Origin of the sequence: Streptomyces mexicanus, from assembly GCF_902506575.1 — a bacterium.
Classification (GTDB): domain Bacteria; phylum Actinomycetota; class Actinomycetes; order Streptomycetales; family Streptomycetaceae; genus Streptomyces; species Streptomyces mexicanus.
Genome location: NZ_LR732544.1, coordinates 1004293 through 1028432, shown reverse-complemented (window position 1 = coordinate 1028432; position 24140 = coordinate 1004293). Strand labels below are relative to the sequence as shown.

Genomic DNA, 24140 nt, shown 5'->3' with positions numbered 1-24140 from the left:
GCCCGGGGGCGGGGAGCGGATCGGCAGGGCGGTCCACACAGGTAGCGGTCTGTTCCTTAAAGTTCAGTGATCAGCATTGGTACGGCTGAAGCTGCCTGCAGATGCCCATGCGTTGGACATCACAGACAGCTTCACAGGCATGGGTGGGGCTGGTGCCGTACACAGACCCGGCGGGATTCCCACGTTGCCCGGCAGGCGCAAAACAATCACGGCTTCTTGGCAGACGGCCCCTGTTCTCGCAGGTCACGCTTGCTTCCTCGGGGCTTCAACGGTGTGTTCGGCAGCTCTGGCGCGGGCAGCGGAGCGCCGTCGTAGCCCCGCACCTCGCCGAAACGGGTGCCCTTCATCCAGTCCTCGCGGGCCTGTGCGATCTCGTCGTGTGACCGTCCGATGAAGTTCCACCACATGACGATCTCCTCCTCGAACGGAGGTCCGCCGAGCAGCACCAGCCGTGCGCGGTCGGGCCCTGGGTTGGCGACGGTGAGCGCGGTGCGGCCGGGGGCGAGGTAGCCGAGGTCCGCCGGACGCAGGGCGGTGTCCTCCAGGCGGACGTCACCGGTGTCGACGAGGAGTCCGTGCTCGAAGGCCGGGTCGATGTCGAGGGTGACCGTCGCGCCCGGGTCCACGGACAGCTCGGCGCCGAGCAGGGGGGTGAAGGTGCGCACGGGGGAGGTGTCGCCGGCGAGTGTGCCGAGGAAGACCAGGGCGCGGCCGCCGTCCAGCGGCACCGGGGCGGGTGCGGAGTGCTGGAAGTCCCGCGCGGTGTTCCGGTGTTCGCCGGGCAGCGCCACCCACAGCTGCACGCCGTGCAGGATCGTCGTGGTGGGTGTCGACACCTCCGAGTGGCAGATCCCGAGGCCGCCCGTCATGAGGTTGAGTTCGCCGGGCCGGACGAAGGCATGGCTGCCCAGGCTGTCGCGGTGTTCGATCTCCCCGCTGAACAGCCAGCTCACCGTCTGCAGCCCGGTGTGCGGGTGCGGTGCGACGTCCATGCCGCCCGTCGCGGCCACGTCGTCGGGGCCGTAGTGGTCGGCGAAGCACCAGGCACCGATCAGCGTCCGGGCCCGCTGGGGCAGCGTCCGGCGTACCGTCATCGCCCGGGGGCCGCCGAGCGGCACGTCGCGGGCCGTGAGCACCTCGACGGCCGGGGGGCGTGCGGCGTCGAGCCCTCCGCCACACCTCAGCTCGGCGGGATGCACTTCGGTGTTGCTCATGGCGTCGGCCTTCCCACGCACAGGACGTTCGGTTTTCAACTTCAATACGCCGATCATAGGCCAGGGACCGGGCGACGGCCGTACGAAAGCGACGGCCGTGCGCGGCGATGACCCGACACGGTGGTCGCGGCCGGCGCTGTCCTGCCGGCTCTCTCAGGCCCCGGCCACGAGCGTGGCGCCCAGGGCCAGCATCGTGACGGCGACCAGGCCGTCCAGTACCCGCCAGGCCGCGGGTCGGGCGAGGAAGCGGCCGAGCAGGCGCGCGCCGAAGCCGAGCGCCGCGAACCAGCACACGCTGGCGAGCGCCGCGCCGAGACCGAAGGTCCAGCGCAGCGGGCCCCGGCCGGCGGCGAGGGAGCCCAACAGGAACACGGTGTCCAGGTAGACGTGCGGGTTGAGCCAGGTCATCGCCAGGCAGGTGAGCACCGCGCGACGGCGGGAGCCCACGGCTTCGCCCTCGGTCCGCAGCCCCGTGCCGGGCCTGAGGACGCGCCGGGCGGCCAGGGCGCCGTAGCAGAGCAGGAAGGCGCCGCCGACGAGCCCGACCGCCCGCAGCGCGCCCGGCCACGCCACGACGACCGCCCCGACCCCGCCGACGCCCAGCGCGATGAGCACCGCGTCGGACAGCGCGCAGATGCCGACGACGGCGAGCACGGCGTCCCGCCGCACCCCTTGGCGCAGGACGAAGGCGTTCTGGGCGCCGATGGCGACGATCAGGGACAGTCCGGTGCCGAATCCGGCGGCGACGGCGGTCAGGGCCTGGTTCATGGCGTCGACCGTAGCCAGGCGACGAAGGGCAAGTACAGCTGAAGTTTCTTACGTATCCTTAGCCGTCGTGATGGCCGAGCTTCCCGTTGACCAGGTCCGGACCCTGCTCGCCGCGGTCGACGAGGGCACGTTCGACGCGGCGGCCGCGGCGCTGCACGTGACACCGTCGGCCGTGAGCCAGCGGATCAAGGCGCTGGAGCAGCGCACCGGCCGTGTGCTGCTGCAGCGCACCAAACCGGTGCGGCCCACGGAGTCCGGCGCGGTGCTCGTGCGGTTCGCCCGGCAGCTCGCCCGGCTGGAGCAGGACGCGTGGGGCGAGCTGGGGCTGAGCGGCGCCGGGGAGCCCACCCGGGTGTCGGTCGCGGTGAACGCGGACTCGTTGGCCACCTGGTTCCTGCCGGCGCTGACCCGGGTCCCCGGGCTGTGCTTCGAACTGCACCGGGAGGACGAGGACCATACGGCGGCCCTGCTGCGCGAGGGCCTGGTCATGGCGGCGGTGACCTCCTCCGCCGACCCGGTGCCCGGCTGCACGGTCCGCCCGCTCGGCCGGATGCGGTATCTGCCGGTGGCGGCGCCGGACCGCGCGGCGGGCCTGTCGGCGGGGCCGCTCCCGGAGGCGTTGGCCGCGGCTCCCGTCGTGGCCTTCGACCGCAAGGACGACTTCCAGGACGGCTTCGTGCGCCGGCTGGGCGGCGGGGCCGCCGCCTCCCCGCACCGGCACTACGTCCCCACGTCGGGGGGTTTCCTGGACGCGGTCGCGGCGGGACTCGGGTGGGGCATGGTCCCCGAGGCGCAGGCGGAGCCGCTGCTGGCGGCGGGCCGGCTGGTCCTGCTGGCGGCCGGACAGTGGGCGGACGTGACCCTGTACTGGCAGCAGTGGAAGCTCGACTCGCCGGCGCTGACGGCGCTGGCCGACGCCGTCGCGGCGACCGCGGCCGAGGCGTTGCGGCGCTGATCCTAAGGGCCGCGTGCCGGGGGGTGTCCGGCCGGCCGGAGGGCGCCGAAGCAGCGGCACGGCATCGACCGGGGCGGCGACGCCTGCGCGTCCTCAGGTGAGAGGTGCCGCGGGGCGGGGGCCGGCGAGGGCGCCGGGCCCCGCCCCGCGCGGGTGCCGGACGTCAGACGCACTTGCCCTTCAGCCAGGTGGTGAAGTCCTTGGTCCAGGAGGTGGCCATCGGGACCGAGGCCGTGGTGGAGCCCAGACGTGTCAGCGCCGCCTGCCAGGAGGCGTAGTTACCGGATGCCGCCGGGGGCGGTTCCTCCCAGTCGACGCTGTCCACCCAACTGGGGTGGCCGGTGAGCGTGGCGGCTAGTCCGGCCGCTTTGATGCGCCTGTCGAGTTCCGGCTTCAGATCGGCGTCATGCGTGTAGATCATGATCCGCTGGGACGCTGTGCGTTCGGAGATGGGCGCGATGACCTCGTTCCACGCTCTTTCCCGGATGGCCGAGTCACTGTTCAGCAGTGACTGCTTGGCCTCGCCCTTGAGTTCCACCAGCGCTACGAGGTTCAGGGATCCGGCGCTGTCGAGCCACTGACGGAAGGTGTAGACGGTCTCCCCGGTGTACGGGCCGCGGGTGATGGTGCGGCCTTTGAGCTGGTCGGCGCCGGTCGCCCACCACAGTTCCGTGATCGGCGCGCGGGTGCCGGTCAGCCCGTTGGTCGTGGTGTTGTGCCACATCACGCCTTTGGTGCCGTCCTTGGTCAGCTGGAGGTCGGCCTCCACTCCCCCGGCTCCCCAGCTCTTCTGCGGGGCCAGGGCCTTGGGGTTGTTCGGCTGGCGGATCTGGTCGCGTTCCCAGGGGCTGGGCCCCGTGGGATAACCGCCATGGCCGAAAACCGTCGGGCAGAGAGGCAATGCCTCCGTACCCACCGCACCGGCGCCGCTCGCCTGCGCCGTGCCGGCCTGCACGGTGCCGAACAGCAACGCCGCCGAAGCGGCGGCCACCCCCCATGTACGCGGCATCAGCATCTCTCACCTCGTGTCGCTCCTCGCGCGCGGGTGCGCGCCTGTGACCGGCGGAGCGTACGAGGCGAGCCGATGAGGTGTTAAGGGCTTTTTTGGTCCGCGGGCGGCCCCGCAGGCCCAGGCGTGGGGCCGGCCCCCGCAGGCCCGCGCGTGGAGCCGGCCGCCGCAGGCCCGGGCACGGAGCCGCCACCGGCCGTTCGGCCAGAGGCTCCCGCACCCGAAGGCGCCGCGGCGGCGGCCGGACGGCACTGCGGAAGCGGCGCGTCAAGGCGGCGCCGCACGGCCGGTGGCAGCGGTCGTCCGGACCCGAACCGCGCTCAGGTCAGAACCGCGGCTGGGGGCTCTGCGCCTGGATGAGTTCGGTGGCCTCCTCCTCCGATTCCACGGAGGGCGGGGAGCCGGCCAGGGGCTTGTTGGCGGTCTCCCGCATGCACAGGACGGCGACGACACCGATCACCGCGGCGGCCGTCGCGTAGTAGGCCGGCATGAGGTTGGTGCCGTAGGCGCTGATCAGCGCGGTGATCACCAGAGGTGTCGTGCCGCCGAAGAGCGAGGTGGCCAGGTTGTACCCGACCGAGAGGGAGCCGTAGCGGACCTGGGTGGGGAAGAGCGCCGGAAGCGTCGCCGACATCGTGCCGAGCATCGTCAGCAGGGACAGGCCCATCAGGAGCAGGCCCAGGGCGATGAGGACGACGTTGCCCTGGCGGATGAGGAGGAAGGACGGCACGGAGAGAAAGAAGAAGCCGAGCATCCCCGTCATCAGCAGGGGCTTGCGTCCGAAGCGGTCCGAGAGCCGGCCGACCCAGTTGATGAGGCACATCTGCACCACCATCACGATCAGCAGGATCAGCAGGCCGTGGTTGGTCCCGTAGCCGAGTTCGTCGGACAGGTAGGTCGGCATGTACGACAGCAGCATGTAGTCGTTGATGTTGTACGCCGCGACCAGCGCGAGGCACAGCACCAGCGGCCGCCAGTAGCGGGTGAAGATCTTGCCGAGGTCGGCGGTGGCCGAGGTCTCCACGGCGTCGGCGGCCTCGGTCGCCTTGACCTGCCCGCCCTCCAGTTTCTGGAAGGCCGGCGTCTCGTCCAGCTTCAGCCGCAGGTACAGGCCGATGAAGCCGAGCGGGGCCGCGACCAGGAAGGGGACGCGCCAGCCCCAGTGCAGCATCTGGTCCTCGCCGAGGACGCTGTTGAGGAGGACCACCAGTCCGGAGGCCCCGACGTATCCGGCGAGCGTGCCGAACTCCAGGAAGCTGCCGAAGTAGCCGCGCCGCTTGTCGGGTGCGTACTCCGCGATGAAGGTCGAGGCGCCCCCGTACTCCCCGCCGGTCGAGAAGCCCTGCACCAGCCGGAAGAAGATCAGCAGGACCGGGGCCCACAGGCCGATCGTGGCGTGCGAGGGGATGACACCGATGGCGAAGGTCCCCACCGCCATCATGATCATGGTGAGGGACAGGATGCGCTTGCGGCCGACCTTGTCGCCCAGCGGGCCGAAGACCATGCCGCCCACGGGACGCACCAGGAACGCGACGGCGAACGTCGCGAAGGAGCTGAGCAACTGGGCTGTGTCGCTCCCCGAAGGGAAGAAGACCTTCCCGAGGGTGGAGGCGAGATAGCTGTAGATCCCGAAGTCGTACCACTCCATCGCGTTGCCGAGCGCGGCGGCCTTCGTGGCACGTTTCACCGCCGCCTCGTCGGTGACGGTGATGTCGCTGCGGCGCAGCTTCGGGTGGCGTCGCTTCTCGATCGCGCGGAAGAGCACCCGGTGGCGTCTGACCGCGGCGGGATCCACCGACTCGTCGTTGTCGGTCGCCGCCATGACGGTGTTCCTTTCGACGGACGTATTAACAAGCAGAACACCTGCACAGTTCTCGCGCGCTCAAACGAACCCCTTCGCGCGGCACCCGCGCCGACACACAGGGTGACGACCGGGGACTGTTCGGTGAGACCTGCGCCACATTCACGGCGGGTGCGGGGCGCCGTCAGCCACACACAAGGTTCATAGACACAAGCTTGTAGCTATGGTGCTAGGGTCGGAGCGTGGTCGAAAAAGCGCAGCGCGCGTCAGCCGCGCAGACGGTGTACGCCCTCACCAAGGAGCTGATCCTCAGCGGAGAACTGGCCCCCGGCACGCTGATCAGCGAGGGCGAGATCGCCGAGCGGGTGCAGGTGAGCCGTACGCCGGTCCGTGAGGCGTTCCTGCGCCTGGAGTCCGAGGAACTGCTCGCCCTGCACCCCAAGCGCGGGGCCGTGGTGGTCCCGGTGCCCGCGGGCGAGGCCGCCGACGTGCTGGAACTGCGGCAGGCCCTGGAGCGGTCCGCCGCCGAGCGCATCGCCCGGGACGGTCTCGCGGCCGAGGCCGCGGCGCGTCTGCGGGAGTTGATCGCACGCCAGCGCGAACTGGCGCACGCCGGTGACGTCGACGCCTTCGCGGCGGCGGACGAGGCGTTCTACCGGGGCATCGTCGAGACCTCGGGGAACCGTCTGGCCGGCCGTTTCTACGCCACCCTCGGCGACCGGCAGCGGCGGATGAGCATCTCCGCGCTCTCGCCCCGGCCCCATCGGCTGCATGTGCTGGCCGATGAGCACGAGGGGCTGCTCGCCCACCTGGTGGCCGGGGACGCGGCGGCGTTCTCACAGGCGTTGCGGACGCACCTCGCCGCGACCCACGGTTCGCCCGGCACAGCCACCGGCGGCCGCTGACCCGACCGCCGGCGCCACCGTCGCCCGCGCCGCGCGCCGCCGTCACCCGCTCACATCCGGACCGTCACTCGCTGACACCGGGACCGTCGTACCGCTCACGCCAGGTCCGGCACACCTCTCCCACCCAGTACGTCTCCCGCAAGCCCAGTACGTCTCCAGCAAGGAACTTCCCCTCACCATGCCCGAAACCCAGCGGGTCCTCGAGCCGCCCGCCCTCGTGCCCCGGTCGGGTGCGTGGCGCCCCGTCGCCGCAGCGATGTTCGTCTGCGGCTGGGGCGGCAACCAGTTCACCCCCCTGTTGCTGATGTACCGCCGGCTCGGCGGCTACTCGGCGCTCAGCGTGGACGCCTTTCTCGGCGCCTATGTCATCGGCCTGGTGCCCGGGCTGCTGCTCGCCGGGCCGGTCTCGGACCGGCGGGGCCGCCGGCCGGTCCTGGTGGCCGGGACCGTGGCCTCCGCGGTCGCCAGCCTCGTGCTGGGCTTCGGTGCGAGCGGCGCCTGGGCGATCTACGCGGGCAGGCTGATCACGGGTGTCGCGGTGGGCATCGCCATGTCCGTGGGCAGCAGCTGGGTCAAGGAGCTGTCCACCGGCGCCGACAGCGGGCTGGCCGCTCGCCGCGCGGCGCTGTGCCAGACGGCGGGGTTCGCGCTGGGCGCGGGGGTCGCGGGCGCGCTGGCCCAGTGGGGGCCGTGGCCCATGGTCACCCCCTACGTGGTGCACCTCCTCATCGCCGCCGCGGTGCCGGCGGTGCTGCTGCGGGTGCCGGAGACCCGGGCCGCAGGCACGACCGTCCCGGGCCGGGGGCTGCTGTCGGGCCTGGCAGACGATCTGCGTGTGCCCCGGTCCGCGCGCCGCAGGTTCCGGCTCGTGGTGCTGCCGATGGCGCCGTGGGTGTTCGGCGGGGCGGGACTGGCGTACGCGGTGATGCCGCAACTGGTGCAGACGCGGGTGGGCCACTGGGGCCTGGCGTACGCGACCGCGCTGACGGTGCTGACCCTGGGGACCGGAGCGGCCGTGCAGCCGGTGGCCAAGCGGTTGCAGCGCACGGCGGGCCCCGGGCAGGGACGCGCTTCCGTGGTGGCGATGGCGGTGATGCTGCTGGGCGCGGTGCTGTGCGCGGTGAACGCCGCGCTCGGCTCGCCGTGGCTGGCGGCGGTGGCCGCGGTCGCCCTGGGCGCGGCCTACGGGATCGCGGTGGTCTCCGGGCTGCTGGAGATACAGCGCATGGCGGGCGCGGAGGACCTGGCCGGACTGACGGGCCTCTACTACGCGTTGGCCTACTCCGGGTTCCTGCTGCCCACCGTGCTGGCCACGCTGTCGCACTGGCTGTCGTACCCCGTGATGCTCTCCGCGGTCGCGCTGGTCGCCCTGTGCTGCCTGGCGCTGGTCGTGCGCGGCACACGCGCCGAGGTACCCACCGGGCCGGTGCGCCGCTGACGCCGGGTTGCCGGTCCGCGCGCCGCCGGCACCGAGGTGCCGGTCCTGCGCCGCGGCCAGGCGCCGGGTGCCGGGCCCGCACCCGGCGCGTGCCCGGCACCCGGCGTGCGGTGCAGAGCTCAGGCGGTGACGATGTGTTCGCGCAGGGGCGTGAGGATCCCCGCGACGGTGCCGATCGTGCTCTCGTCCGCCCCGGCCTCGGCCAGTGAGGCGGCCAAGTGCTCCACGACGCGACCGAAGGCGTCCTCGGTGATCGACAGGTGCTCGTGTGCCGTGCGCAGGGAGCGGCCGGTGTAGGGGCGGGCGGCGCCGAGGGCCTGAGCGATGAAGCGTCGCTGGTGGCGCTTGAGCCGGTCCAGGTCCACTCCGGTGAAGTACGCCGCGAGGGCGGGGTCGCCGAGGACCTTGTCGTAGAAGATGTCGACGACCGTGGCGATCGCGGGTTCCCCGCCGAGCTGGTCGTAGAGGCTCGGTGCGGACGGGTGTGCCGCGGTGGAGGCGAGATCAGACATGCCGACCAGCGTGGAGGTGCGCCGTTGCGGCGCGGTGAGCGGGCGGTTGCCCGGCTGTCACGACTCCCTCACCGGGCGTGGCCGGTCGGCCGTCCGCGCCAGCTGTAGCGGCGCTCGGGGCGGCCGGCCGTGCCGTAGCGGAGCGAGACGTCGGCGTGGCCGGTGGTGTGGAAGTGCTCCAGGTAGCGGCGGGCGCTGACCCGGGGGACGCCCGGGGCGGCCGCGGCCTCGGCGGCGGACACCGTGCCGTCCGCGTCCCGCAGGACCCGTTCGATCAACTCGGCCGTCTCCACGCTCAGTCCCTTCGGCAGGGTGCTGCCCGCCGAGGGCGCGAACGCCCCGGCCAGGACGCGGTCGACGTCCGCCTGCCCGCGCACCGTCGCACTCAGCAGGCGGCCGCGGCGGGTGGCGTAGCGCTCCAGGCGCGGGTGCAGGTCCTCCTGGTCGAAGGGCTTGAGCAGGTAGTCGACCACGCCGTGGCGGACCGCGCCGCGCACCGCGTCGGCTTCCCGGGCGGCGCTGATGACCATCACGTCGCAGTCGTGCCCGGCGGTGCGCAGCCGCGGGATCACGTCCAGGCCGAACACGTCCGGCAGGTACAGGTCGAGCAGGACCAGGTCGGGGCGCAGCTCGTCGACGGCCGCGACGGCCTGGGCGCCGGTGTGGGCGGTGCCGACCACCCGGAACGGAGCGACCCGCTCGACGAAGGTGCGGTGCACCCGGGCCACCATGAAGTCGTCGTCCACCACGAGCACGTCGATGGTGCCGGCCGGTTCGCTCATCGCTTCCCTCCTTCGCTCACCGCGCCCACCGGACGTCGCAAGGACATCCGGGCGGTGAACATCGCGCCCTGGCGGGTGTTGGTCACGGCGATCTCCCCGCCGCGGCGTTCGCAGACGAGCCGGGTCAGGGCCAGGCCGATGCCGCGCTCGCCGCCCTCGGCCGCCTTGGTGGTGAAGCCGTGGGCGAAGACCTCCTGGGCCAGCTCGGGGGCGACGCCCGGACCGGAGTCGCGCACCACGATCTCCAGGCTCTGCGCGCCCTGCCGCAACTCGACCTCCACCCAGGCCTCCTCGCCGGCGGCCGGGCCGGCGGACGTGGCGGCGTCGATGGCGTTGTCGACGAGGTTGCCGATGACGGTGGCCACGTCGGCCGCGTCGTCCGGCGCCAGCCGGTCGAGGCTGGTGCGGTCCGACACGCGCAGCGCGACCTTGCGTTCCGCGGCCTGGGACGCCTTGGCCATCAGCAGGGCGGCCACGGCGCTGTCGCGCACCCGGCGGCCGATGGTCAGGTCGAGCGACTGGCGGCGCCGGTTCAGCGCACGGATGTAGCCGACGACCTCGTCCTGGGCCCCGATCCGGATCAGCCCGGAGATGGTGTGCAACTGGTTGGCGAACTCGTGGGCCTGGGCCCGCAGGAGTTCGGAGGTGCTGCGGAAGGACCCGATCTCCCGTTCCAGGTCGGCGAGTTCGGTGCGGTCCCGCAGCGTGGTGACGGAGCCGAGCAGCCGGCCGTCCTTGACGACGGCCATCCGGTTCATCACCAGCACCCGGCCGCCGCGGATGACGACCTCGTCCTGCCTGCCGGCCAGGGCGCCCGTCCGCCCGGGCGCACCCGACAGCACGTCACGCAGCCGGCCGTCGATGCCGAGTTCCGCGAGGTCGCGGCCGACACAGTCCTCGGGCAGGTCGAGCAGGCGCCGTCCCACGTCGTTGACGAGGGTGACACGGTGCTGCGGGTCCAGAGCGACGACGCCCTCGGCGATGCCGTGCAGCATCGCCTCCCGGTGCTCGGCCAGCCCGGTGATCTCCCGTGGTTCCAGGCCCAGGGTCTGGCGTTTGATGCGGCGGGCCAGCAGCCAGGAGCCGGCGACGCCGAGCACGCTGGCGATGCCGAGGTAGACGAGCAGGTAGGAGGAGGCGCCGCCGAGGCGCTGCCGGACGGTCGGGGACGCCTCGCCGACCATCACCGTGCCGAGCACCCGTCCCACGTCGTCGCCGCTCGCGCCGAGGACCGGCACCTGCGCCACCAGTTCCCGGTTGCCGTCCCAGCGCAGGGCGCCCGACCAGCCGCGGCCCGCGTCCACTCCCCCGCCCAGCGGCAGCCGCTCCCCGATCACGGTGGGGTTGGTGGAGCTGAGCACCCGCCCCTCGCGATCGGCGACGGTGACCGAGGTCACGCCGGACTGGACACGTGTGGAGTGCACCAGCGGGGCCAGCGCCTCCTCGGGCTCGGGCCGCACCAGACGGCTGCGGACCAGGGGCTGCGCGGCCAGTTGCTCGGCCAGCGCGCTCACGCGCCGGCCCTCCACCCGGTTGAAGGTGGCCTCCGACTGTGCGAGCGAGACCGCCGCGACCCCCAACAGGACCACCACCACGATGCCGAGCTGGAGCACCAGCATCTCACCCGCGAGGCTATGGCGGCGGAACACGGTGACCACAACGAACTCAATCTCTCCTGCTGACACAACCTGGGGCGAAGGGGCGACCAGGCCGCACAATCATGACGTCCGTCGCGCGGGGAACGAAAGGGAGGTGCCGTGAGAGGTCGGTCCCACAGGCGCTCCGGCACCTTCGTCGCCCTGCTCGCGCCGCTCGTGCTGTTCGTGGCCGGGTGCGGGGTGTGGCCGGGTGCGGGGACGCGGGCCGGGGACGACGGCCTGCGGATCATGGTGCCCAACACACCCGGCGGCGGCTACGACACCGCCGCCCGGACCGTGGCCCGCGTCCTGCAGGAGACGGGGGCCGCCCCGGGTGTGGAGGTGTTCAACCTGCCCGGCGCCGGGGGCACCGTGGGGTTGCAGCGCCTCGTCGACGAGCGCGGCAACGGCCGGCTGGCGCTGCAGATGGGTCTGGGTGTCCTCGGCGCCTCCCACGTCGTGGGGGCCCGGGTGACCGGTACGCAGACCACACCGCTGGCCCGTCTGGTGGAGGAGGCCGAGGCGGTCGTGGTGCGTGCGGACTCGCCGTACCGCACCATCGGGGATCTGGTCTCGGCGGGGCCCGCCCGGCCCCGGCCCCCGCCGGGGGGCGGGGGGTCGGCCCCGGGGCGCCCGGACCGCCCGCCGCCCCGGGCGACCGGCACTTCGCCGATGACCTGACCGTCGACCGGGACGACGTGGACGGTCTGCTCTCCGAGCTGGACGAGTACGCGGTCGAGCAGGCGCTGCAGATCGCGGAGAACTCCGACGACGACGTCGAGGTCACCGTGCTGACGGTGGGCCCGGAGGACGCCAAGGACGCGCTGCGCAAGGCCCTGTCGATGGGCGCGGACAAGGCGATCCACGTCGAGGACGACGACCTGCACGGCACCGACGCGATCGGCACCTCCCTGGTGCTGGCCAAGGCGATCGAGAAGGCCGGCTACGACCTGGTGATCTCCGGTATGGCCTCCACCGACGGCACCATGGGCGTCGTCCCGGCGCTGCTGGCCGAGCGGCTGGGCGTGCCGCAGGTGACCCTGCTGTCCGAGGTCTCGGTCGAGGACGGGATCGTCAAGGGCCGCCGGGACGGGGATGTGGCGTCCGAGCAGCTCCAGGCCTCGCTGCCGGCGGTGGTGTCGGTGACGGACCAGTCGGGCGAGGCGCGTTACCCGTCGTTCAAGGGCATCATGGCGGCGAAGAAGAAGCCGGTTCAGTCCTGGGACCTGTCCGACCTGGACATCGAGGCCGACGAGGTCGGTCTGGAGAACGCCTACACCGTGGTCGAGTCGGCGGCCGAGCGTCCGGCGCGCACCGCGGGCACGATCGTCAAGGACGAGGGCGAGGGCGGCAAGCAGCTCGCCGAGTTCCTCGCGAGCCAGAAGTTCATCTGAGCCTCTGGTCCCGCAGTCGCTGGTCCGCCCCGCATCCTTCGCAAGCAGGAGAGAAGAAGTCCCATGGCTGAAGTCCTCGTCTACGTCGACCACGTGGACGGTGCCGTCCGCAAGCCCACCCTGGAGCTGCTGACCCTGGCCCGCCGCCTCGGCGAGCCGGTCGCCGTCGCCCTCGGCAACGGTGCGGCCGACACCGCCGCCACCCTCGCCGAGCACGGCGCGGTGAAGGTCCTCACCCACGACGCCCCGGAGTACGCCGAGTACCTGGTGGTGCCGAAGGTGGACGCGCTGCAGGCCGCCCACGAGCAGGTCTCCCCGGCCGCCGTGCTGGTGCCCTCCTCCGCCGAGGGCAAGGAGATCGCCGCCCGTCTGGCGCTGCGCATCGGCTCGGGCATCATCACCGACGCCGTCGACCTTCAGGCCGGCGCCGAGGGTCCGGTGGCCACGCAGTCGGTGTTCGCCGCCTCGTACACCACCAAGTCCCGTGTCTCCAAGGGCACTCCGGTCATCACGGTCAAGCCGAACAGCGCCGCCGTCGAGGCCGCCCCGGCCGCCGGTGCGGTGGAGTCCCTGAACGTCACGTTCTCCGAGCAGGCCACCGGCACGAAGATCACCGGCCGCACGCCGCGTGAGTCGACGGGCCGCCCGGAGCTGACCGAGGCCGCGATCGTGGTCTCCGGCGGCCGTGGCGTCAACGGCGCGGAGAACTTCTCGATCATCGAGGCCCTCGCCGACTCCCTCGGCGCGGCCGTCGGTGCCTCGCGCGCCGCGGTGGACGCCGGCTGGTACCCGCACACCAACCAGGTCGGCCAGACCGGCAAGTCCGTCTCGCCGCAGCTGTACATCGCCAACGGCATCTCCGGCGCCATCCAGCACCGCGCCGGCATGCAGACCTCATGCAGGCCGCCGCGACGAGGAACGCCGGCGAGGTCGGCGCGGTGGCGCGGGCGCCGGCGACGACGTAGGCGGCGGGCTCCGTGGCGTGGGCCCGGTCAGAGGCCGTGGCGGTGCCCCCAGAGCGGTCGGTGGCATCGAACATCTGGTGACACTAACCGACGGACGGCCGTGATCGCCTCAGTGCCCCTCTGGCTGACCCGCTGTCAACTTCGCGCCGTGCTGCGCCGGTGCGGGAGAAAATCGTTCGACGTGCGGCGGGACACCGGCGATGATCGACGTCATGTTCCGGCACGCCTTCCTTCTCGCAGCATCCGCGGTCGCGGATGCCCCGAAGGCTGCCGTCCTGATCCTCGTGGCCGCGGTCGACGGCGCCCGAAGCTGACCCTCCCCGGATCGTCCGGCGGACCCCGCAGGGGGAGGGTCGGTGTCTTCTCCGGGGTCCCGCAGCACTCCTCACCAGGCTTCGAGGTACCGCCATGTCCAAGACCGCGTACGTACGCACCAAGCCGCACCTGAACATCGGCACGATGGGCCATGTCGACCACGGCAAGACCACGTTGACCGCCGCCATCACCAAGGTGCTCGCCGAGCGCGGGGGCGGCACGTTCGTGCCGTTCGACCGCATCGACCGGGCGCCGGAGGAGGCCGCGCGCGGCATCACCATCAACATCGCGCACGTCGAGTACGAGACCGACACCCGCCACTACGCGCACGTGGACATGCCGGGCCACGCCGACTACGTCAAGAACATGGTCACCGGCGCCGCGCAGCTCGACGGGGCGATCCTCGTCGTCTCCGCGCTGGACGGGATCATGCCGCAGACCACCGAGCACGTGCTGCTCGCCCGCCAGGTGGGCGTGGACCACATCGTCGTCGCCCTCAACAAGGCCGACGCCGGCGACGAGGAACTGATCGACCTGGTCGAGCTGGAGGTCCGCGACCTGCTCACCCGGCAGGGCTACCCCGGCGACTCGGTCCCCGTCGTGCGGGTCTCGGGGCTGCGGGCGCTGGAGGGCGACCCGCGGTGGACGGCGTCCATCGAGGCGCTGCTGGACGCGGTGGACACCTACGTGCCCATGCCGGAGCGGTACCTGGACGCCCCGTTCCTGCTCCCGGTGGAGAACGTGCTGACCATCACCGGCCGCGGCACGGTCGTCACCGGCGCCGTCGAGCGCGGCACGGTCCGCGTCGGCGACCGGGTCGAGGTGCTCGGCGCCGGGACGGAGACGGTGGTCACCGGCCTGGAGACGTTCGGCAAGCCGATGCGGGAGGCGCAGGCCGGGGACAACGTGGCGCTGCTGCTGCGCGGGGTGCCGCGCGACGCGGTCCGCCGCGGCCACGTCGTCGCGGCGCCCGGCAGCGTGGCGCCCCGGCGGCGCTTCACCGCGCGGGTGTACGTGCTCTCGGCGCGCGAGGGCGGCCGCAGGACACCGCTGTCCAGCGGCTACCGCCCGCAGTTCTACATCCGCACCGCGGACGTGGTCGGCGACGTCGACCTCGGCGAGGCGGCCGTCGCCCGGCCCGGGGAGACGGTGACGATGACGGTGGAGCTGGGCCGCCCGGTGCCCCTGGAGCCGGGCCTGGGGTTCGCGATCCGTGAGGGCGGGCGGACCGTCGGCGCCGGCACGGTGACCGCCGTGGACTGAGGGCGCCGCGCGCACGGGGCGGTGCGGCAGCAGAGCGGGACCACCTGCCGCACCACCCCCGCGCGGCCCGGCGGCACAATGGATCCGTGACCGAGCCGATACCCGTGACCCGTGCCGTGGACCACGGGATTGCCAAGCTGATGCCCGACGTCGACCGCGCGCGGGCCTGGCTGCTGACGGTGGACGGCGCGCCGCAGTCGTACGTCGACCTCGACGCGCCCACCCACCTGGAGTTCGAGTACGCGCGCCGGCTCGGGCACGTCCTGGACACGCTCGCCGAGCCGGGCCGTCCGCTGGACGTGCTGCACCTGGGCGGCGGCGCGCTCACCCTGCCCCGGTACGTGGCGGCGACCCGCCCCGGCTCCCGGCAGGACGTCGTCGAGGCCGACCGGGCCCTGCTCGAGCTGGTCGTCGACCACCTGCCGCTGCCGGAGGAGTGCCGGATCACGCTGCACACCGCCGACGCCCGTGCCTGGCTGCGGCAGGCCCCCGACGACTCGGCGGACGTGCTGATCGCCGACGTCTTCGGCGGCTCCCGGGTTCCGGCCCATCTCACCTCGCTCGCCTACGCCCGCGAGGCGGAGCGGGTGCTGCGGGCCGGCGGCGTCTACCTCGCCAACCTCCCCGACGCCGCGCCGTTCGCCTTCCTGCGCTCCCAACTCGCCACCTTCGCCGAGCTGTTCGAGCAGCTGGCGGTGATCGCCGAGCCGGGGGTGCTGCGCGGCCGCCGGTTCGGCAACGCGGTGCTGATCGCCGCGCACCGGCCTGTCGACACCGCGGCCCTGGCCCGGCTGACCGCGGCCGACGTCTTCCCCGCCCGCGTCGAACACGGCGCGGCGCTGCGGCGGTTCACCGGTGACGCCGTCCCCGTGCGGGACGAGGACGCCGTGCCGTCGCCCGAACCGCCGGGCGGGTCCTTCGGCATCGGCTGAGCCCGCTGCCGTCCCGGCTGCCGTCCCCGGTGGCGGCGCGGTCAGTCGTTGTTGGGGGTGCCGTGCAGGCGCACGGTGCTGAGGATCTTCATGATGGTGTCCGTGGCCACCTCGTCCTTGACGCCCTTGGCGCCGTAGAGGTTCCAGGACACGAAGTCACCGGCGGAGTTCTTGAAGCCGAAGCTGATCGCCTTGCCGTCGCTCGCGCACTTGCCCTTCTGCGGCGTGTTCGTCGACCGGGCCCAGGCGATGCTGCCCTTGATGCCGGACTTCGTGGTGTAGGGCTGGGCCTTGCTGTCGTACGACAGGCTCTTCTTGTCGGGCTGGGTGTATCCGCCGTAGACCCACCAGCCGACCGTGTTGATCGCGACCTCGTCGGTGTTCTTCGCGCCCCGCGCGCCCTTGACGCCCGACGACGCCAGCGAGGTGTCCTCGGTGCGGCCGTCCTTGTCGTCGTCGGAGGTGCACCACTTCGACTTGTACCGGGCGGCGCCGCTCATCACCGCGAGCGGCTTGCCGTCCTTGTCCTCCATGCCGATGCTCATGCCGGGGGACAGCACCTCCCAGTCCGGCGGCACGTCGTAGGCCACGCCCCACTTGGGGTTGATGACGACCTTCCAGCCGGCGATCTCGGGCTTGGCGGTCTCGGTGCCGCGCGGGTTGTCCTCCGCACCCGACGAGGACGCGTCCGGGTCCGCCGTCGCGGTCGCCGACGCCGACGCCGACGGGCTCGCCCCGCCGTCCTTCGCGCCGTCCGCCTTGTCGTCCTTGTCGCCGCCCAGGACCAGGAAACCGGTCACGCCGGCGGCCACCACCACGGCCGCCGCCGCGATGATCGCGACGAGCTTGGTCCGGTTGCCGCCGCCGCCCGGACCGGGACCCCCGGCCGCCGGCTGCGGCGTGCCCGCGGGCACGGCAGTACCCCAGGGCTGCTGCTGGGCGTAGGGGTTGGGCTGCTGGTAGCCCGGCTGCTGATAGGGATTCGGCTGCTGGTAACCCGGCTGCTGGTACGGGTTGTTCTGCGGGGTGTGCTGCGGGTCGTGCTGCGGGTTCTGCTCGCCCCCGGGCGGCTGCTGTCCTGGCCACATGGGCAGTAACCCTAGGGGGCCGCGGACACGATTCGGTCACCGGGCCTTGTCAGGGACGTACCAAGGGCAGGCGGGGGTGGACGTGCGCGGAGAGTGGCCAATGGTGCTACCCGTCGGTAACATCGCGCTCATGACAGTCGACAACGCCTCGATGGGCGACATGCTTGCCGCTGCGGTCCCGATGGTGCGGACCCTGAACCTGGAGTTCATCGAGGTGAGCCCGGAACGCGCCGTGCTCCGGCTCCCGGACCAGCCCGAGTACCACAACCACGTGGGCGGCCCCCACGCCGGCGCCATGTTCACGTTGGCCGAATCCGCCAGCGGCGCCATCGTCCTCACGGCCTTCGGCGACCAGCTCTCCCGGGCGGTGCCGCTCGCGGTGCGCGCCGAGATCCACTACCGGAAGCTGGCCATGGGCCCGGTCACGGCCACGGCCACACTCGGCCGCCCGGCGGCCGACGTCGTCGCGGAGCTGGAGGCGGGCACGCGTCCGGAGTTCCCGGTGAGCATCGCCCTGCGGCGCGAAGACGGGGACGTCACGGGCGAGATGACGGTCGTGTGGACCCTGCGCCCGAACGGCTGACGGACGCGTCGGCCGCCCCGGGGCCGAACCCGCCCCCGGGCACCTCGCCCCGCCGTCCGCCACGGCCGAACGGGTAGGCTTCCCGGGGGCGCCTCCTCAGGGCGCCCCGGAACGGCACGGACGCGAAACGGGGAGGAACCGGCGGTGCACGTCCAGGAGTGGCTCGACACGGTACCCGCGGCCGCCGTCTACGCCGTGGTGGCCCTGGTCATCGGTCTGGAGAGCCTCGGCATCCCGCTGCCCGGCGAGATCGTCCTGGTGTCGGCGGCCCTGATGTCCTCCCAGCACACCGGCATCAACCCGGTCGTGCTCGGCGCGTGCGCGACGGCCGGCGCCGTGGTGGGCGACTCCATCGGCTACGCCATCGGCCGCAAGGGCGGCAGACCGCTGCTGGCCTGGCTGGGCAAGAAGTTCCCCAGGCACTTCAGCGAGGGTCATGTCGCCACCGCCGAGCGCTCCTTCGAGAAGTGGGGCATGTGGGCGGTGTTCTTCGGCCGCTTCGTCGCCCTGCTGCGCATCTTCGCCGGCCCGCTCGCGGGCGTGCTGCACATGCCGTACTGGAAGTTCCTCACCGCCAACCTGCTCGGCGGCGTGTGCTGGGCCGGCGGGACGACGGCCGTCATCTACTACGTCGGTGTCGTCGCCGAGTCCTGGTTGAAGAAGTTCTCCTACCTCGGCCTGGTGGCAGCCGTGCTGATCGGGCTGGCCTCGATGCTGGTGATCAAGCGCAAGGCGAAGAACGCGCAGGCCGCGCGCCGGGAGACCGAGGAACCGGAGCCGGTCGCCGCCGGCGAGTGACCGCCGCGCCCCGGCCACCGGCCCCGGTCGGACCGGAGTGGACCGGTCCGGGCCGGTGACGCTCTCCCCCGAAGGCGTGCGCGAGTCCGAGCACGAAGAACGCCCGGACGCGACCTACACGCCGTGGACGTCCCGGTGCGCCTTCGCCAGCTCCGCGTACATCGTGCCGTTCAGCGTGATGCCCTCGCGCTCCTCCTGCGTCAGCTCGCGCCGCACCTTCGCGGGTACCCCCGCGACCAGGGACCCCGGCGGCACCCGCATCCCCTGCGGCACCAGGGCCTGCGCGGCCACCAGGGACCCGGCGCCGATCACCGCGCCGTTCAGCACCGTCGCGCCCATACCGATCAGGCAGTCGTCCTCGACGGTCGCGCCGTGCACCACCGCGTTGTGCCCGATGGAGACGCGCTCGCCGACACTGACCGGGAAACCGGGGTCGGCGTGCAGCGTGCAGTTGTCCTGGACGTTGCTGCTCGCGCCGACGGCGATCTTCTCCACGTCGCCGCGCAGCACCGCGCCGTACCAGACGCTCGCTCCCGCACCGAGCACCACGTCACCGACCACGGTGGCCGTGGGCGCCACGAACGCCTGCTCGTCCACCCGCGGCTGCCGGCCGCCGATGCCGGTGATCAGCGCCTCGTGCGTCATCTCGTCCCGCCTTCCCGTCTCCGGCGGCGCCCGTCCGGACCGCCTCATCCGGAACCGTACGTCATCCGGTGGGGTGAAGATCACAGGTGCCCGGTCCCGTCGCGGCCGGCCGGGCTGAGTACAGTCTGCGGGTGCCCAAGCGCAAGAACACGTTCTCATCATGGCGGCGCCGCCTCGCGCAGCGCGCCGTCCACGCGGGCTGGTCCTGGGTGCAGCGCACGGGCTCCGTCACGGCCGAGCACCCCGGGCGGTTCCGCTTCGGCGCGATGGGAACAGGTACCAGACTGGCCTTCCCGCTCGGCACGGTCTTCGGCGAACCGTGGATCCACCTCGGCGCGCACTGCATCATCGGCGAACAGGTCACGCTGACCGCCGGCCTGATGCCTGACCTCGACCTCGGCCCCGACCCGATCCTGCGCATCGGCGACGGCGTCGTCCTCGGCCGCGGCAGCCACGTCATCGCCGACACGACGGTCACCATCGGCAGCGACTGCTACTTCGGGCCGTACGTCTACGTCACCTCCACCAACCACTCCTACGACGACCCGCACCAGCCCATCGGCAAGCAGTGGCCGCGCATGGAGCCGGTCCGGATCGGCCCCGGCTGCTGGATCGGCACCGGCGCGGTGATCCTGCCCGGCGCGCGCATCGGGCGGAACGTGGTGGTCGCGGCCGGCGCGGTGGTCCGCGGCGAGGTGCCCGACCACGCGGTCGTGGCCGGCGCGCCCGCCCGGGTCGTACGCCGCTGGACGCCCGCCGAGGGCTGGCAGCCGCCGCTGCGCACCCCGGCCCCGGTGCCGATACCGGACGGCGTCACGCCCGAGCAACTGCTCGCCCTGGGCGAGCTGGACGAGGAGGGCGCGGCCCGGCTCGCCGCACTCGACGGGGCCGAGGAGCCACGAAGCTCCCGCCCCTAGGCGCGAGTCCTACGCCCGAGTGAAGCCGTGGCTCCGCTCCACCCTCGCCACATGCAGCGTGTAGCGCTCGTACCACTCGGCTCGCCCCCGCTTCTGCGCCGCCTGGTGCTCGGCGTCGCTCCGCCACCGGGCGAGGGCGTCCGCGTCGCGGAAGTACCCGACGGTGATGCCCAGACCGCCGGGGGTCTGCGCGTGGTCCATTCCCAGGAACCCCGGGACGTCCTTGACCAGCTCCTCCATGCGTGCATTCGTCTCGCTGTAGCCGCTCTGGTCCTGGGTGCGCACCGTGGTGAAGACAGCCACGTAGTAGGGGGGTTCGAAGGCCGGGACCGGTACGACAGGTACTTCCGCCTGATCACTCATGGCGTCACCGTAAGGCGGCGTATGCCCGATGCTCCAGCGTCTTTACCGAACGGGATCCACAAGGGATCGGGCTCTTGACCGAAGCGGTCGTCACTACCTCCGCGGTAATCGCCCCGCGAGCACGCTCGTGGCTAGGTTCGTGGCGTGCGTCCCGCACGGGGACGCGAAGGAACCGGCGAAGGAACCCGACGTGCCCGCTTACGGCTTCGCGCATCTACGTGACCGTCGTCATCACCCCGACGTCCTGGAGTATCTGGAGCGCATCCAGGCCACCCTCGACCCCTTCCACGGACGCTTCGTCATCCACGGCCCGCCGGCCGAGGTCCTGGAGGGCACCTGGCCCGGCAGCATGGTGCTGATCGAGTTCCCCGACCTGCCCACGGCCCGCGCCTGGTACGCGTCCCCCGCCTACCAGGAGATCCTCAGGCTTCGGACCGACCACATCGAGGGGGACGTCCTGCTGATCGAGGGCGTGGGACCGTGCTACGACCCACGCGAGCGGTCGGCGAAGCTGCGGGCCGAGGCGATGCGTTCAGGTCTCGACAGCGAGGCATGACCCGGCGGCCGGCCGTCCGGGGACATCGTTCCGCCTCCCGTCCACACCGGCGCAGGACCGGGCGCGATGGCGTCCCGAGCAGGCGCACCGCGGGTCGGCCGTCCCGAGTCGGCGGGGTCCGTCAGCCGGCCGCCAGCAGCAAGGTCCCCAGCAGCGCCAGGCCCGCGCCCGCCGCCTGCAGAGCGCGCAGCCGTTCGCTGAGGAAGCCGCGGGCAGCCAGCGCGGTCACCACCGGGTAGAGCGAGGCGAGGACGGCGGCCACGGTGACCGGGCCGTGCTGCGCGGCGGTGGAGTACGTGCCGTTGGCCGCCACGTCCGCGAGGCCGACGAAGGCCAGTGCCGGCAGCGACGCCCACGGGAAGCCGGTCTCCGGCAGCACCGCGCCGCCGCGCCGCGCGGAGGCGTACAGCGCGGCACCGCCCGTGACCACGTTGGTCACGCGCTGCACGAACAGCGCGAGGAACAGCCCCGTGACCGTGGTCGACGCCTCCGCGATCAGCGCGAACACCGTGCCGAAGCCGAGGGCGGCGACCAGCGTCAGCCCGATCGTCCGCCGCTGCACGGCCGCGCCCCGCAGCTGCGGGCCGCCGGCCAGGACGACGCCGGTGACGGCCACCGCGATCCCGGCGACCTGGAGCAGCCCCGGCCGCTCGCCGAGCACCAGCCCCACCCCGATGGGGACGGCCACACTCAGCGTGGCCAGCGGCGAGACGACGCCCATCGGGCCGAGGGCGAGGGCCTTGTAGAAGCAGAGCATCGCCACCGGACCGACCAGGCCCGCGGCGAACGCGAACCACAGCCGCGGGCCGGCCTCGCTCCAGCCGCCGGTGGCCACCACGATGACGCCGAGCACCGCCGCCGCGATCGCCTGGGAGACCACGACGACCGTCAGGGCCGGGTTGCGCCGTGTCAGCAGGCCGCCGCCGAAGTCCGCCAGGCCCCACAGCAGGCTGGTCGCCAGAGCGAAGAATGCTGTCACGGTGGCCTCGCAGTACAGTGCGGTGAACGATCGGGTGCAGCCCACCGTAGTTCAGTGAAGTGAACTCTGTCATCCACTCTATTGGACCCACTGGATTCCTCGTGACGGACCTCGACCTGCTGACCCAGTCCCTGGCGCGCAACGTCAAGCGCTGGCGCACCGAGCGCGGCTTCACCCTGGACACGCTCGCCGCCCGGGCGGGGGTCAGCCGCGGCATGCTCATCCAGATCGAGCAGGCCCGCACCAACCCCAGCCTCGGCACCGTCATCAAGATCGCCGACGCGCTCGGCGTCAGCATCACCACGCTGCTCGACTACGAGCAGGCGCCGAGGGTCCGCATCGTGCCCGCCGACCAGGCCGTCCGGCTCTGGCACACCGACGCCGGCAGCTACAACCGGCTGCTGGCGGGGGTCGAGGCCCCGGGCCCGCTGGAGATGTGGGAATGGCGCCTGATGCCCGGGGAGAGCAGCGACTCCGACCCGCATCCGGCCGGCACCATGGAGCTGGTCCACGTCACGGCCGGGGAGCTGACCCTCCTGCTCGACGGAGCGGAGTACCGCGTGCCCCAGGGCGCGAGCGCGTCGTTCGAGTCCAATACTGCGCACACCTACGCGAACACCGGCACCGTGCCCATGGACATGGTGATGGCGGTGTCCGTCCCGCCGGTGCGCCGGGAGAGCACCCCGCACGCGCCTTCGCAGGCCGGCCCGCCCGAACACTGAGACACCGTCAGGCCCGTGGTCTGCCCGCTGCTACCGTGCCGCCATGCGTGCACCCATTGGAGACTTCGACCAGGCCACCCCCGCCCCCGACTGCCTCGACGAGTTGACCCGCCCGGTCGCCGACGCCGTACGCCACTGGCGCGGTGGGATCCCCGCCGACCAGATCCTGTACGTCGAGACCGACCCGCAGTGGGCCGACACCGCCGCCTTCGTCGAGCACTACGGCCGCGACCTGCTGGAGAAGTCCGCGAACTGCGTGGTCGTGGCGGGCAAGCGCGGCGGCGAGACCCGCCTGGCCGCCTGCGTGGTGCCGTCCGCCAGCCGCGTCGACGTCAACGGCGTCGTGCGCCGCCGGCTCGACGCCCGCAAGGCGTCGTTCGCACCCATGGAGGTGGCCACGGGGGAGACCGGCATGGAGTACGGCGGCATCACCCCGATCGGTCTGCCGCAGGACTGGCCGGTCCTGATCGACGCCACGGTCGTCGAGCTGCCGTACGTCCTGCTGGGCAGCGGCCGTCGGCGCGGCAAGCTGCTGGTGCCGGGCAAGGCGCTGGCCGAACTGCCCGGCGCGGTCGTGCTGGAGGGCCTGGGGGTCTGACCGCCGGGGGGACCGGATCAGCGCGTGGCGTGGTGGGCCAGGAGCAGATGCGGGTCGCTCTCGCCGGGGCGCGGGGCGGGATCGGCGTGGACCAGGGCCGCGGTGAGCCGGGGCACGGCGTGCAGGAGGGCGTGCTCGGCGTCGACCGCGACCGCGTGCGCCTGGCGCACCGTCGCCTCGCCGTCCACGACGACCGCCACCTCGGCCCGCAGCCGGTGCCCGATCCACCGCAGCCGCACCTCGCCCACCTCCCGCACACCCGGCACCGCGCGCAGCGCGTGCTCCGCCCGGTCCACCAGGGCCGGATCCACGGCGTCCAGCATGCGCCGCACCACCTCGCGCGCCGCGTCACGCAGCACCAGCGCGATGGCCGCCGTGATCGCCAGCCCCACGACCGGGTCGGCCGCCCGCCAGCCCAGGGCAGCGCCGCCGGCGCCCAGGAGCACGGCCAGTGACGTGAAGCCGTCCGTGCGCGCGTGCAGTCCGTCGGCGACCAGGGCGGCCGAGCCGATCGACCGGCCGACCCGGATCCGGTACCGGGCCACCCACTCGTTGCCCACGAACCCCACCAGTGCCGCGGCCGCGACCGCCGGAAGATGCTGCACGGGGCGCGGATCGAGCAGCCGCTCCACCGCCGCCCAGGCGGCGAACACCGCCGACGCCGCGATCGTCAGCACGACCACCAGCCCCGCGAGGTCCTCGGCGCGGCCGTAGCCATAGGTGAAGCGGCGGGTCGCCGCCCGCCGCCCCAGGACGAAGGCGACCCCCAGCGGCACGGCGGTCAGCGCGTCCGCCGCGTTGTGCACGGTGTCGCCGAGCAGCGCGACCGAACCGGACCCGGCCACCACCAGCGCTTGGGCCAGCGCGGTCGCGCCGAGCACGGCCAGGGAGACCCACAGCGCCCGCAGGCCGCGCGCGGAGGACTCCAGAGCCGGGTCGAGCTTGTCGGCCGTCTCGTGGGAGTGGGGGGTCAGGAGGTGGGCCAGGCGGTGGCGGAGGGA

The 24140-nt window shown here is 72.9% G+C and carries 25 protein-coding genes and 1 pseudogene; 14 read left to right on the top strand and 12 right to left on the bottom strand.

The genetic code is table 11. From position 1 onward, the window contains the following. Window positions 1–206 precede the first annotated feature (206 nt). Together GV126_RS04700 and GV126_RS04695 are read right to left on the bottom strand one after the other, a co-directional pair. Window positions 207–1214 carry a pirin family protein gene (locus tag GV126_RS04700; RefSeq protein ID WP_159662945.1) on the bottom strand — a complete coding sequence of 336 codons (1008 nt, stop codon included), beginning with the start codon at window positions 1212–1214 and terminating at the stop codon, window positions 207–209. Between the two features lie 153 nt (window positions 1215–1367). Next, window positions 1368–1982, bottom strand: coding sequence for a LysE/ArgO family amino acid transporter (locus GV126_RS04695; protein WP_159662943.1), 615 nt, complete (start codon window positions 1980–1982; stop codon window positions 1368–1370). A gap of 67 nt (window positions 1983–2049) precedes the next feature. Here GV126_RS04695 and GV126_RS04690 point away from each other — a divergent pair, with 67 nt between their 5' ends. Further along, the gene (locus tag GV126_RS04690) at window positions 2050–2937 is read left to right on the top strand and encodes a LysR family transcriptional regulator ArgP (protein WP_201299798.1); all 888 of its coding nucleotides are present in this window, start codon (window positions 2050–2052) and stop codon (window positions 2935–2937) included. A 163-nt stretch (window positions 2938–3100) separates the two neighbouring features. Here GV126_RS04690 and GV126_RS04685 read toward each other — a convergent pair whose 3' ends face one another. Both GV126_RS04685 and proP read right to left on the bottom strand, forming a co-directional pair. Next, the gene (locus tag GV126_RS04685; RefSeq protein ID WP_236569877.1) at window positions 3101–3946 is read right to left on the bottom strand and encodes a PI-PLC domain-containing protein; all 846 of its coding nucleotides are present in this window, start codon (window positions 3944–3946) and stop codon (window positions 3101–3103) included. Window positions 3947–4271: 325 nt separating this feature from the next. Further along, a complete protein-coding gene (proP, locus tag GV126_RS04680) occupies window positions 4272–5768 on the bottom strand; it encodes a glycine betaine/L-proline transporter ProP (protein ID WP_159662939.1) in 1497 nt (498 codons plus the stop codon). A gap of 221 nt (window positions 5769–5989) precedes the next feature. Between proP and GV126_RS04675 the strand changes: the two genes are divergently transcribed. After that, on the top strand, window positions 5990–6652 hold the full coding sequence (locus GV126_RS04675; protein ID WP_159662937.1) for a GntR family transcriptional regulator: 663 nt from the start codon (window positions 5990–5992) through the stop codon (window positions 6650–6652). A gap of 178 nt (window positions 6653–6830) precedes the next feature. After that, window positions 6831–8090: an MFS transporter gene (locus tag GV126_RS04670; protein WP_159662935.1), complete on the top strand. Its 1260-nt coding sequence runs from the start codon at window positions 6831–6833 to the stop codon at window positions 8088–8090. Between the two features lie 119 nt (window positions 8091–8209). Here the strand turns inward: GV126_RS04670 and GV126_RS04665 are convergent, their stop codons facing one another. The 3 genes from GV126_RS04665 to GV126_RS04655 form a co-directional block, all read right to left on the bottom strand. Continuing rightward, the gene (locus tag GV126_RS04665) at window positions 8210–8602 is read right to left on the bottom strand and encodes a group I truncated hemoglobin (RefSeq protein WP_159662933.1); all 393 of its coding nucleotides are present in this window, start codon (window positions 8600–8602) and stop codon (window positions 8210–8212) included. 68 nt (window positions 8603–8670) lie between these two features. Then, window positions 8671–9384 carry a response regulator gene (locus tag GV126_RS04660; protein WP_159662931.1) on the bottom strand — a complete coding sequence of 238 codons (714 nt, stop codon included), beginning with the start codon at window positions 9382–9384 and terminating at the stop codon, window positions 8671–8673. Further along, window positions 9381–11042, bottom strand: a complete 1662-nt coding sequence (locus GV126_RS04655; RefSeq protein WP_159662929.1) for a sensor histidine kinase — start codon at window positions 11040–11042, stop codon at window positions 9381–9383. The genes GV126_RS04660 and GV126_RS04655 overlap by 4 nt, the downstream gene beginning before the upstream one ends. A 99-nt stretch (window positions 11043–11141) precedes the next feature. On the opposite strand from GV126_RS04655, the gene GV126_RS04650 reads away from it, so the two are divergent. From GV126_RS04650 to GV126_RS04630, 5 genes and pseudogenes are all read left to right on the top strand, one after another. Beyond that, window positions 11142–11702, top strand: a complete 561-nt coding sequence (locus GV126_RS04650) for a type 2 periplasmic-binding domain-containing protein (protein ID WP_438947881.1) — start codon at window positions 11142–11144, stop codon at window positions 11700–11702. Beyond that, window positions 11699–12415 (top strand): electron transfer flavoprotein subunit beta/FixA family protein, encoded by a 717-nt coding sequence (locus GV126_RS04645; protein WP_159673315.1) that lies wholly within the window; start codon window positions 11699–11701, stop codon window positions 12413–12415. The genes GV126_RS04650 and GV126_RS04645 overlap by 4 nt, the downstream gene beginning before the upstream one ends. Before the next feature lie 63 nt (window positions 12416–12478). Beyond that, window positions 12479–13312, top strand: a pseudogene (locus GV126_RS04640) (electron transfer flavoprotein subunit alpha/FixB family protein); the annotation flags it as partial. A 476-nt stretch (window positions 13313–13788) separates the two neighbouring features. Continuing rightward, window positions 13789–14958: an elongation factor Tu gene (tuf, locus tag GV126_RS04635; protein WP_159662927.1), complete on the top strand. Its 1170-nt coding sequence runs from the start codon at window positions 13789–13791 to the stop codon at window positions 14956–14958. An 86-nt stretch (window positions 14959–15044) separates the two neighbouring features. Beyond that, window positions 15045–15890 (top strand): spermidine synthase, encoded by an 846-nt coding sequence (locus tag GV126_RS04630; RefSeq protein WP_159662925.1) that lies wholly within the window; start codon window positions 15045–15047, stop codon window positions 15888–15890. Window positions 15891–15931: 41 nt separating this feature from the next. On the opposite strand, the gene GV126_RS04625 is transcribed toward GV126_RS04630, so the two are convergent. Continuing rightward, window positions 15932–16978 (bottom strand): DUF8017 domain-containing protein, encoded by a 1047-nt coding sequence (locus GV126_RS04625; RefSeq protein ID WP_159662923.1) that lies wholly within the window; start codon window positions 16976–16978, stop codon window positions 15932–15934. Window positions 16979–17108: 130 nt separating this feature from the next. Between GV126_RS04625 and GV126_RS04620 the strand changes: the two genes are divergently transcribed. Together GV126_RS04620 and GV126_RS04615 are read left to right on the top strand one after the other, a co-directional pair. After that, window positions 17109–17561 (top strand): DUF4442 domain-containing protein, encoded by a 453-nt coding sequence (locus GV126_RS04620; RefSeq protein ID WP_159662921.1) that lies wholly within the window; start codon window positions 17109–17111, stop codon window positions 17559–17561. 144 nt (window positions 17562–17705) lie between these two features. Further along, a complete protein-coding gene (locus GV126_RS04615; protein ID WP_159662919.1) occupies window positions 17706–18359 on the top strand; it encodes a DedA family protein in 654 nt (217 codons plus the stop codon). 114 nt (window positions 18360–18473) lie between these two features. On the opposite strand, the gene GV126_RS04610 is transcribed toward GV126_RS04615, so the two are convergent. Continuing rightward, the gene (locus GV126_RS04610; RefSeq protein WP_159662917.1) at window positions 18474–19004 is read right to left on the bottom strand and encodes a gamma carbonic anhydrase family protein; all 531 of its coding nucleotides are present in this window, start codon (window positions 19002–19004) and stop codon (window positions 18474–18476) included. 131 nt (window positions 19005–19135) lie between these two features. On the opposite strand from GV126_RS04610, the gene GV126_RS04605 reads away from it, so the two are divergent. Continuing rightward, entirely contained in the window at window positions 19136–19921 is a 786-nt protein-coding gene (locus GV126_RS04605; RefSeq protein WP_159662915.1) for an acyltransferase, read from the top strand. 9 nt (window positions 19922–19930) lie between these two features. Here GV126_RS04605 and GV126_RS04600 read toward each other — a convergent pair whose 3' ends face one another. After that, complete coding sequence (locus GV126_RS04600) at window positions 19931–20284, bottom strand: antibiotic biosynthesis monooxygenase family protein (protein ID WP_159662913.1); 354 nt, start codon at window positions 20282–20284, stop codon at window positions 19931–19933. 190 nt (window positions 20285–20474) lie between these two features. Between GV126_RS04600 and GV126_RS04595 the strand changes: the two genes are divergently transcribed. Continuing rightward, window positions 20475–20840, top strand: a complete 366-nt coding sequence (locus GV126_RS04595; protein ID WP_159662911.1) for a DUF1330 domain-containing protein — start codon at window positions 20475–20477, stop codon at window positions 20838–20840. Window positions 20841–20961: 121 nt separating this feature from the next. Here the strand turns inward: GV126_RS04595 and GV126_RS04590 are convergent, their stop codons facing one another. Then, window positions 20962–21819, bottom strand: a complete 858-nt coding sequence (locus GV126_RS04590) for an EamA family transporter (RefSeq protein WP_159662909.1) — start codon at window positions 21817–21819, stop codon at window positions 20962–20964. Window positions 21820–21920: 101 nt separating this feature from the next. Between GV126_RS04590 and GV126_RS04585 the strand changes: the two genes are divergently transcribed. Both GV126_RS04585 and GV126_RS04580 read left to right on the top strand, forming a co-directional pair. After that, the gene (locus GV126_RS04585) at window positions 21921–22541 is read left to right on the top strand and encodes a helix-turn-helix domain-containing protein (RefSeq protein WP_159662908.1); all 621 of its coding nucleotides are present in this window, start codon (window positions 21921–21923) and stop codon (window positions 22539–22541) included. 43 nt (window positions 22542–22584) lie between these two features. Then, window positions 22585–23139, top strand: coding sequence for a YbaK/EbsC family protein (locus GV126_RS04580; RefSeq protein ID WP_159662907.1), 555 nt, complete (start codon window positions 22585–22587; stop codon window positions 23137–23139). Window positions 23140–23156: 17 nt separating this feature from the next. On the opposite strand, the gene GV126_RS04575 is transcribed toward GV126_RS04580, so the two are convergent. Next, window positions 23157–24140: cation diffusion facilitator family transporter (locus GV126_RS04575; RefSeq protein ID WP_159662906.1), on the bottom strand; the 984-nt coding region annotated here is incomplete at its 5' end.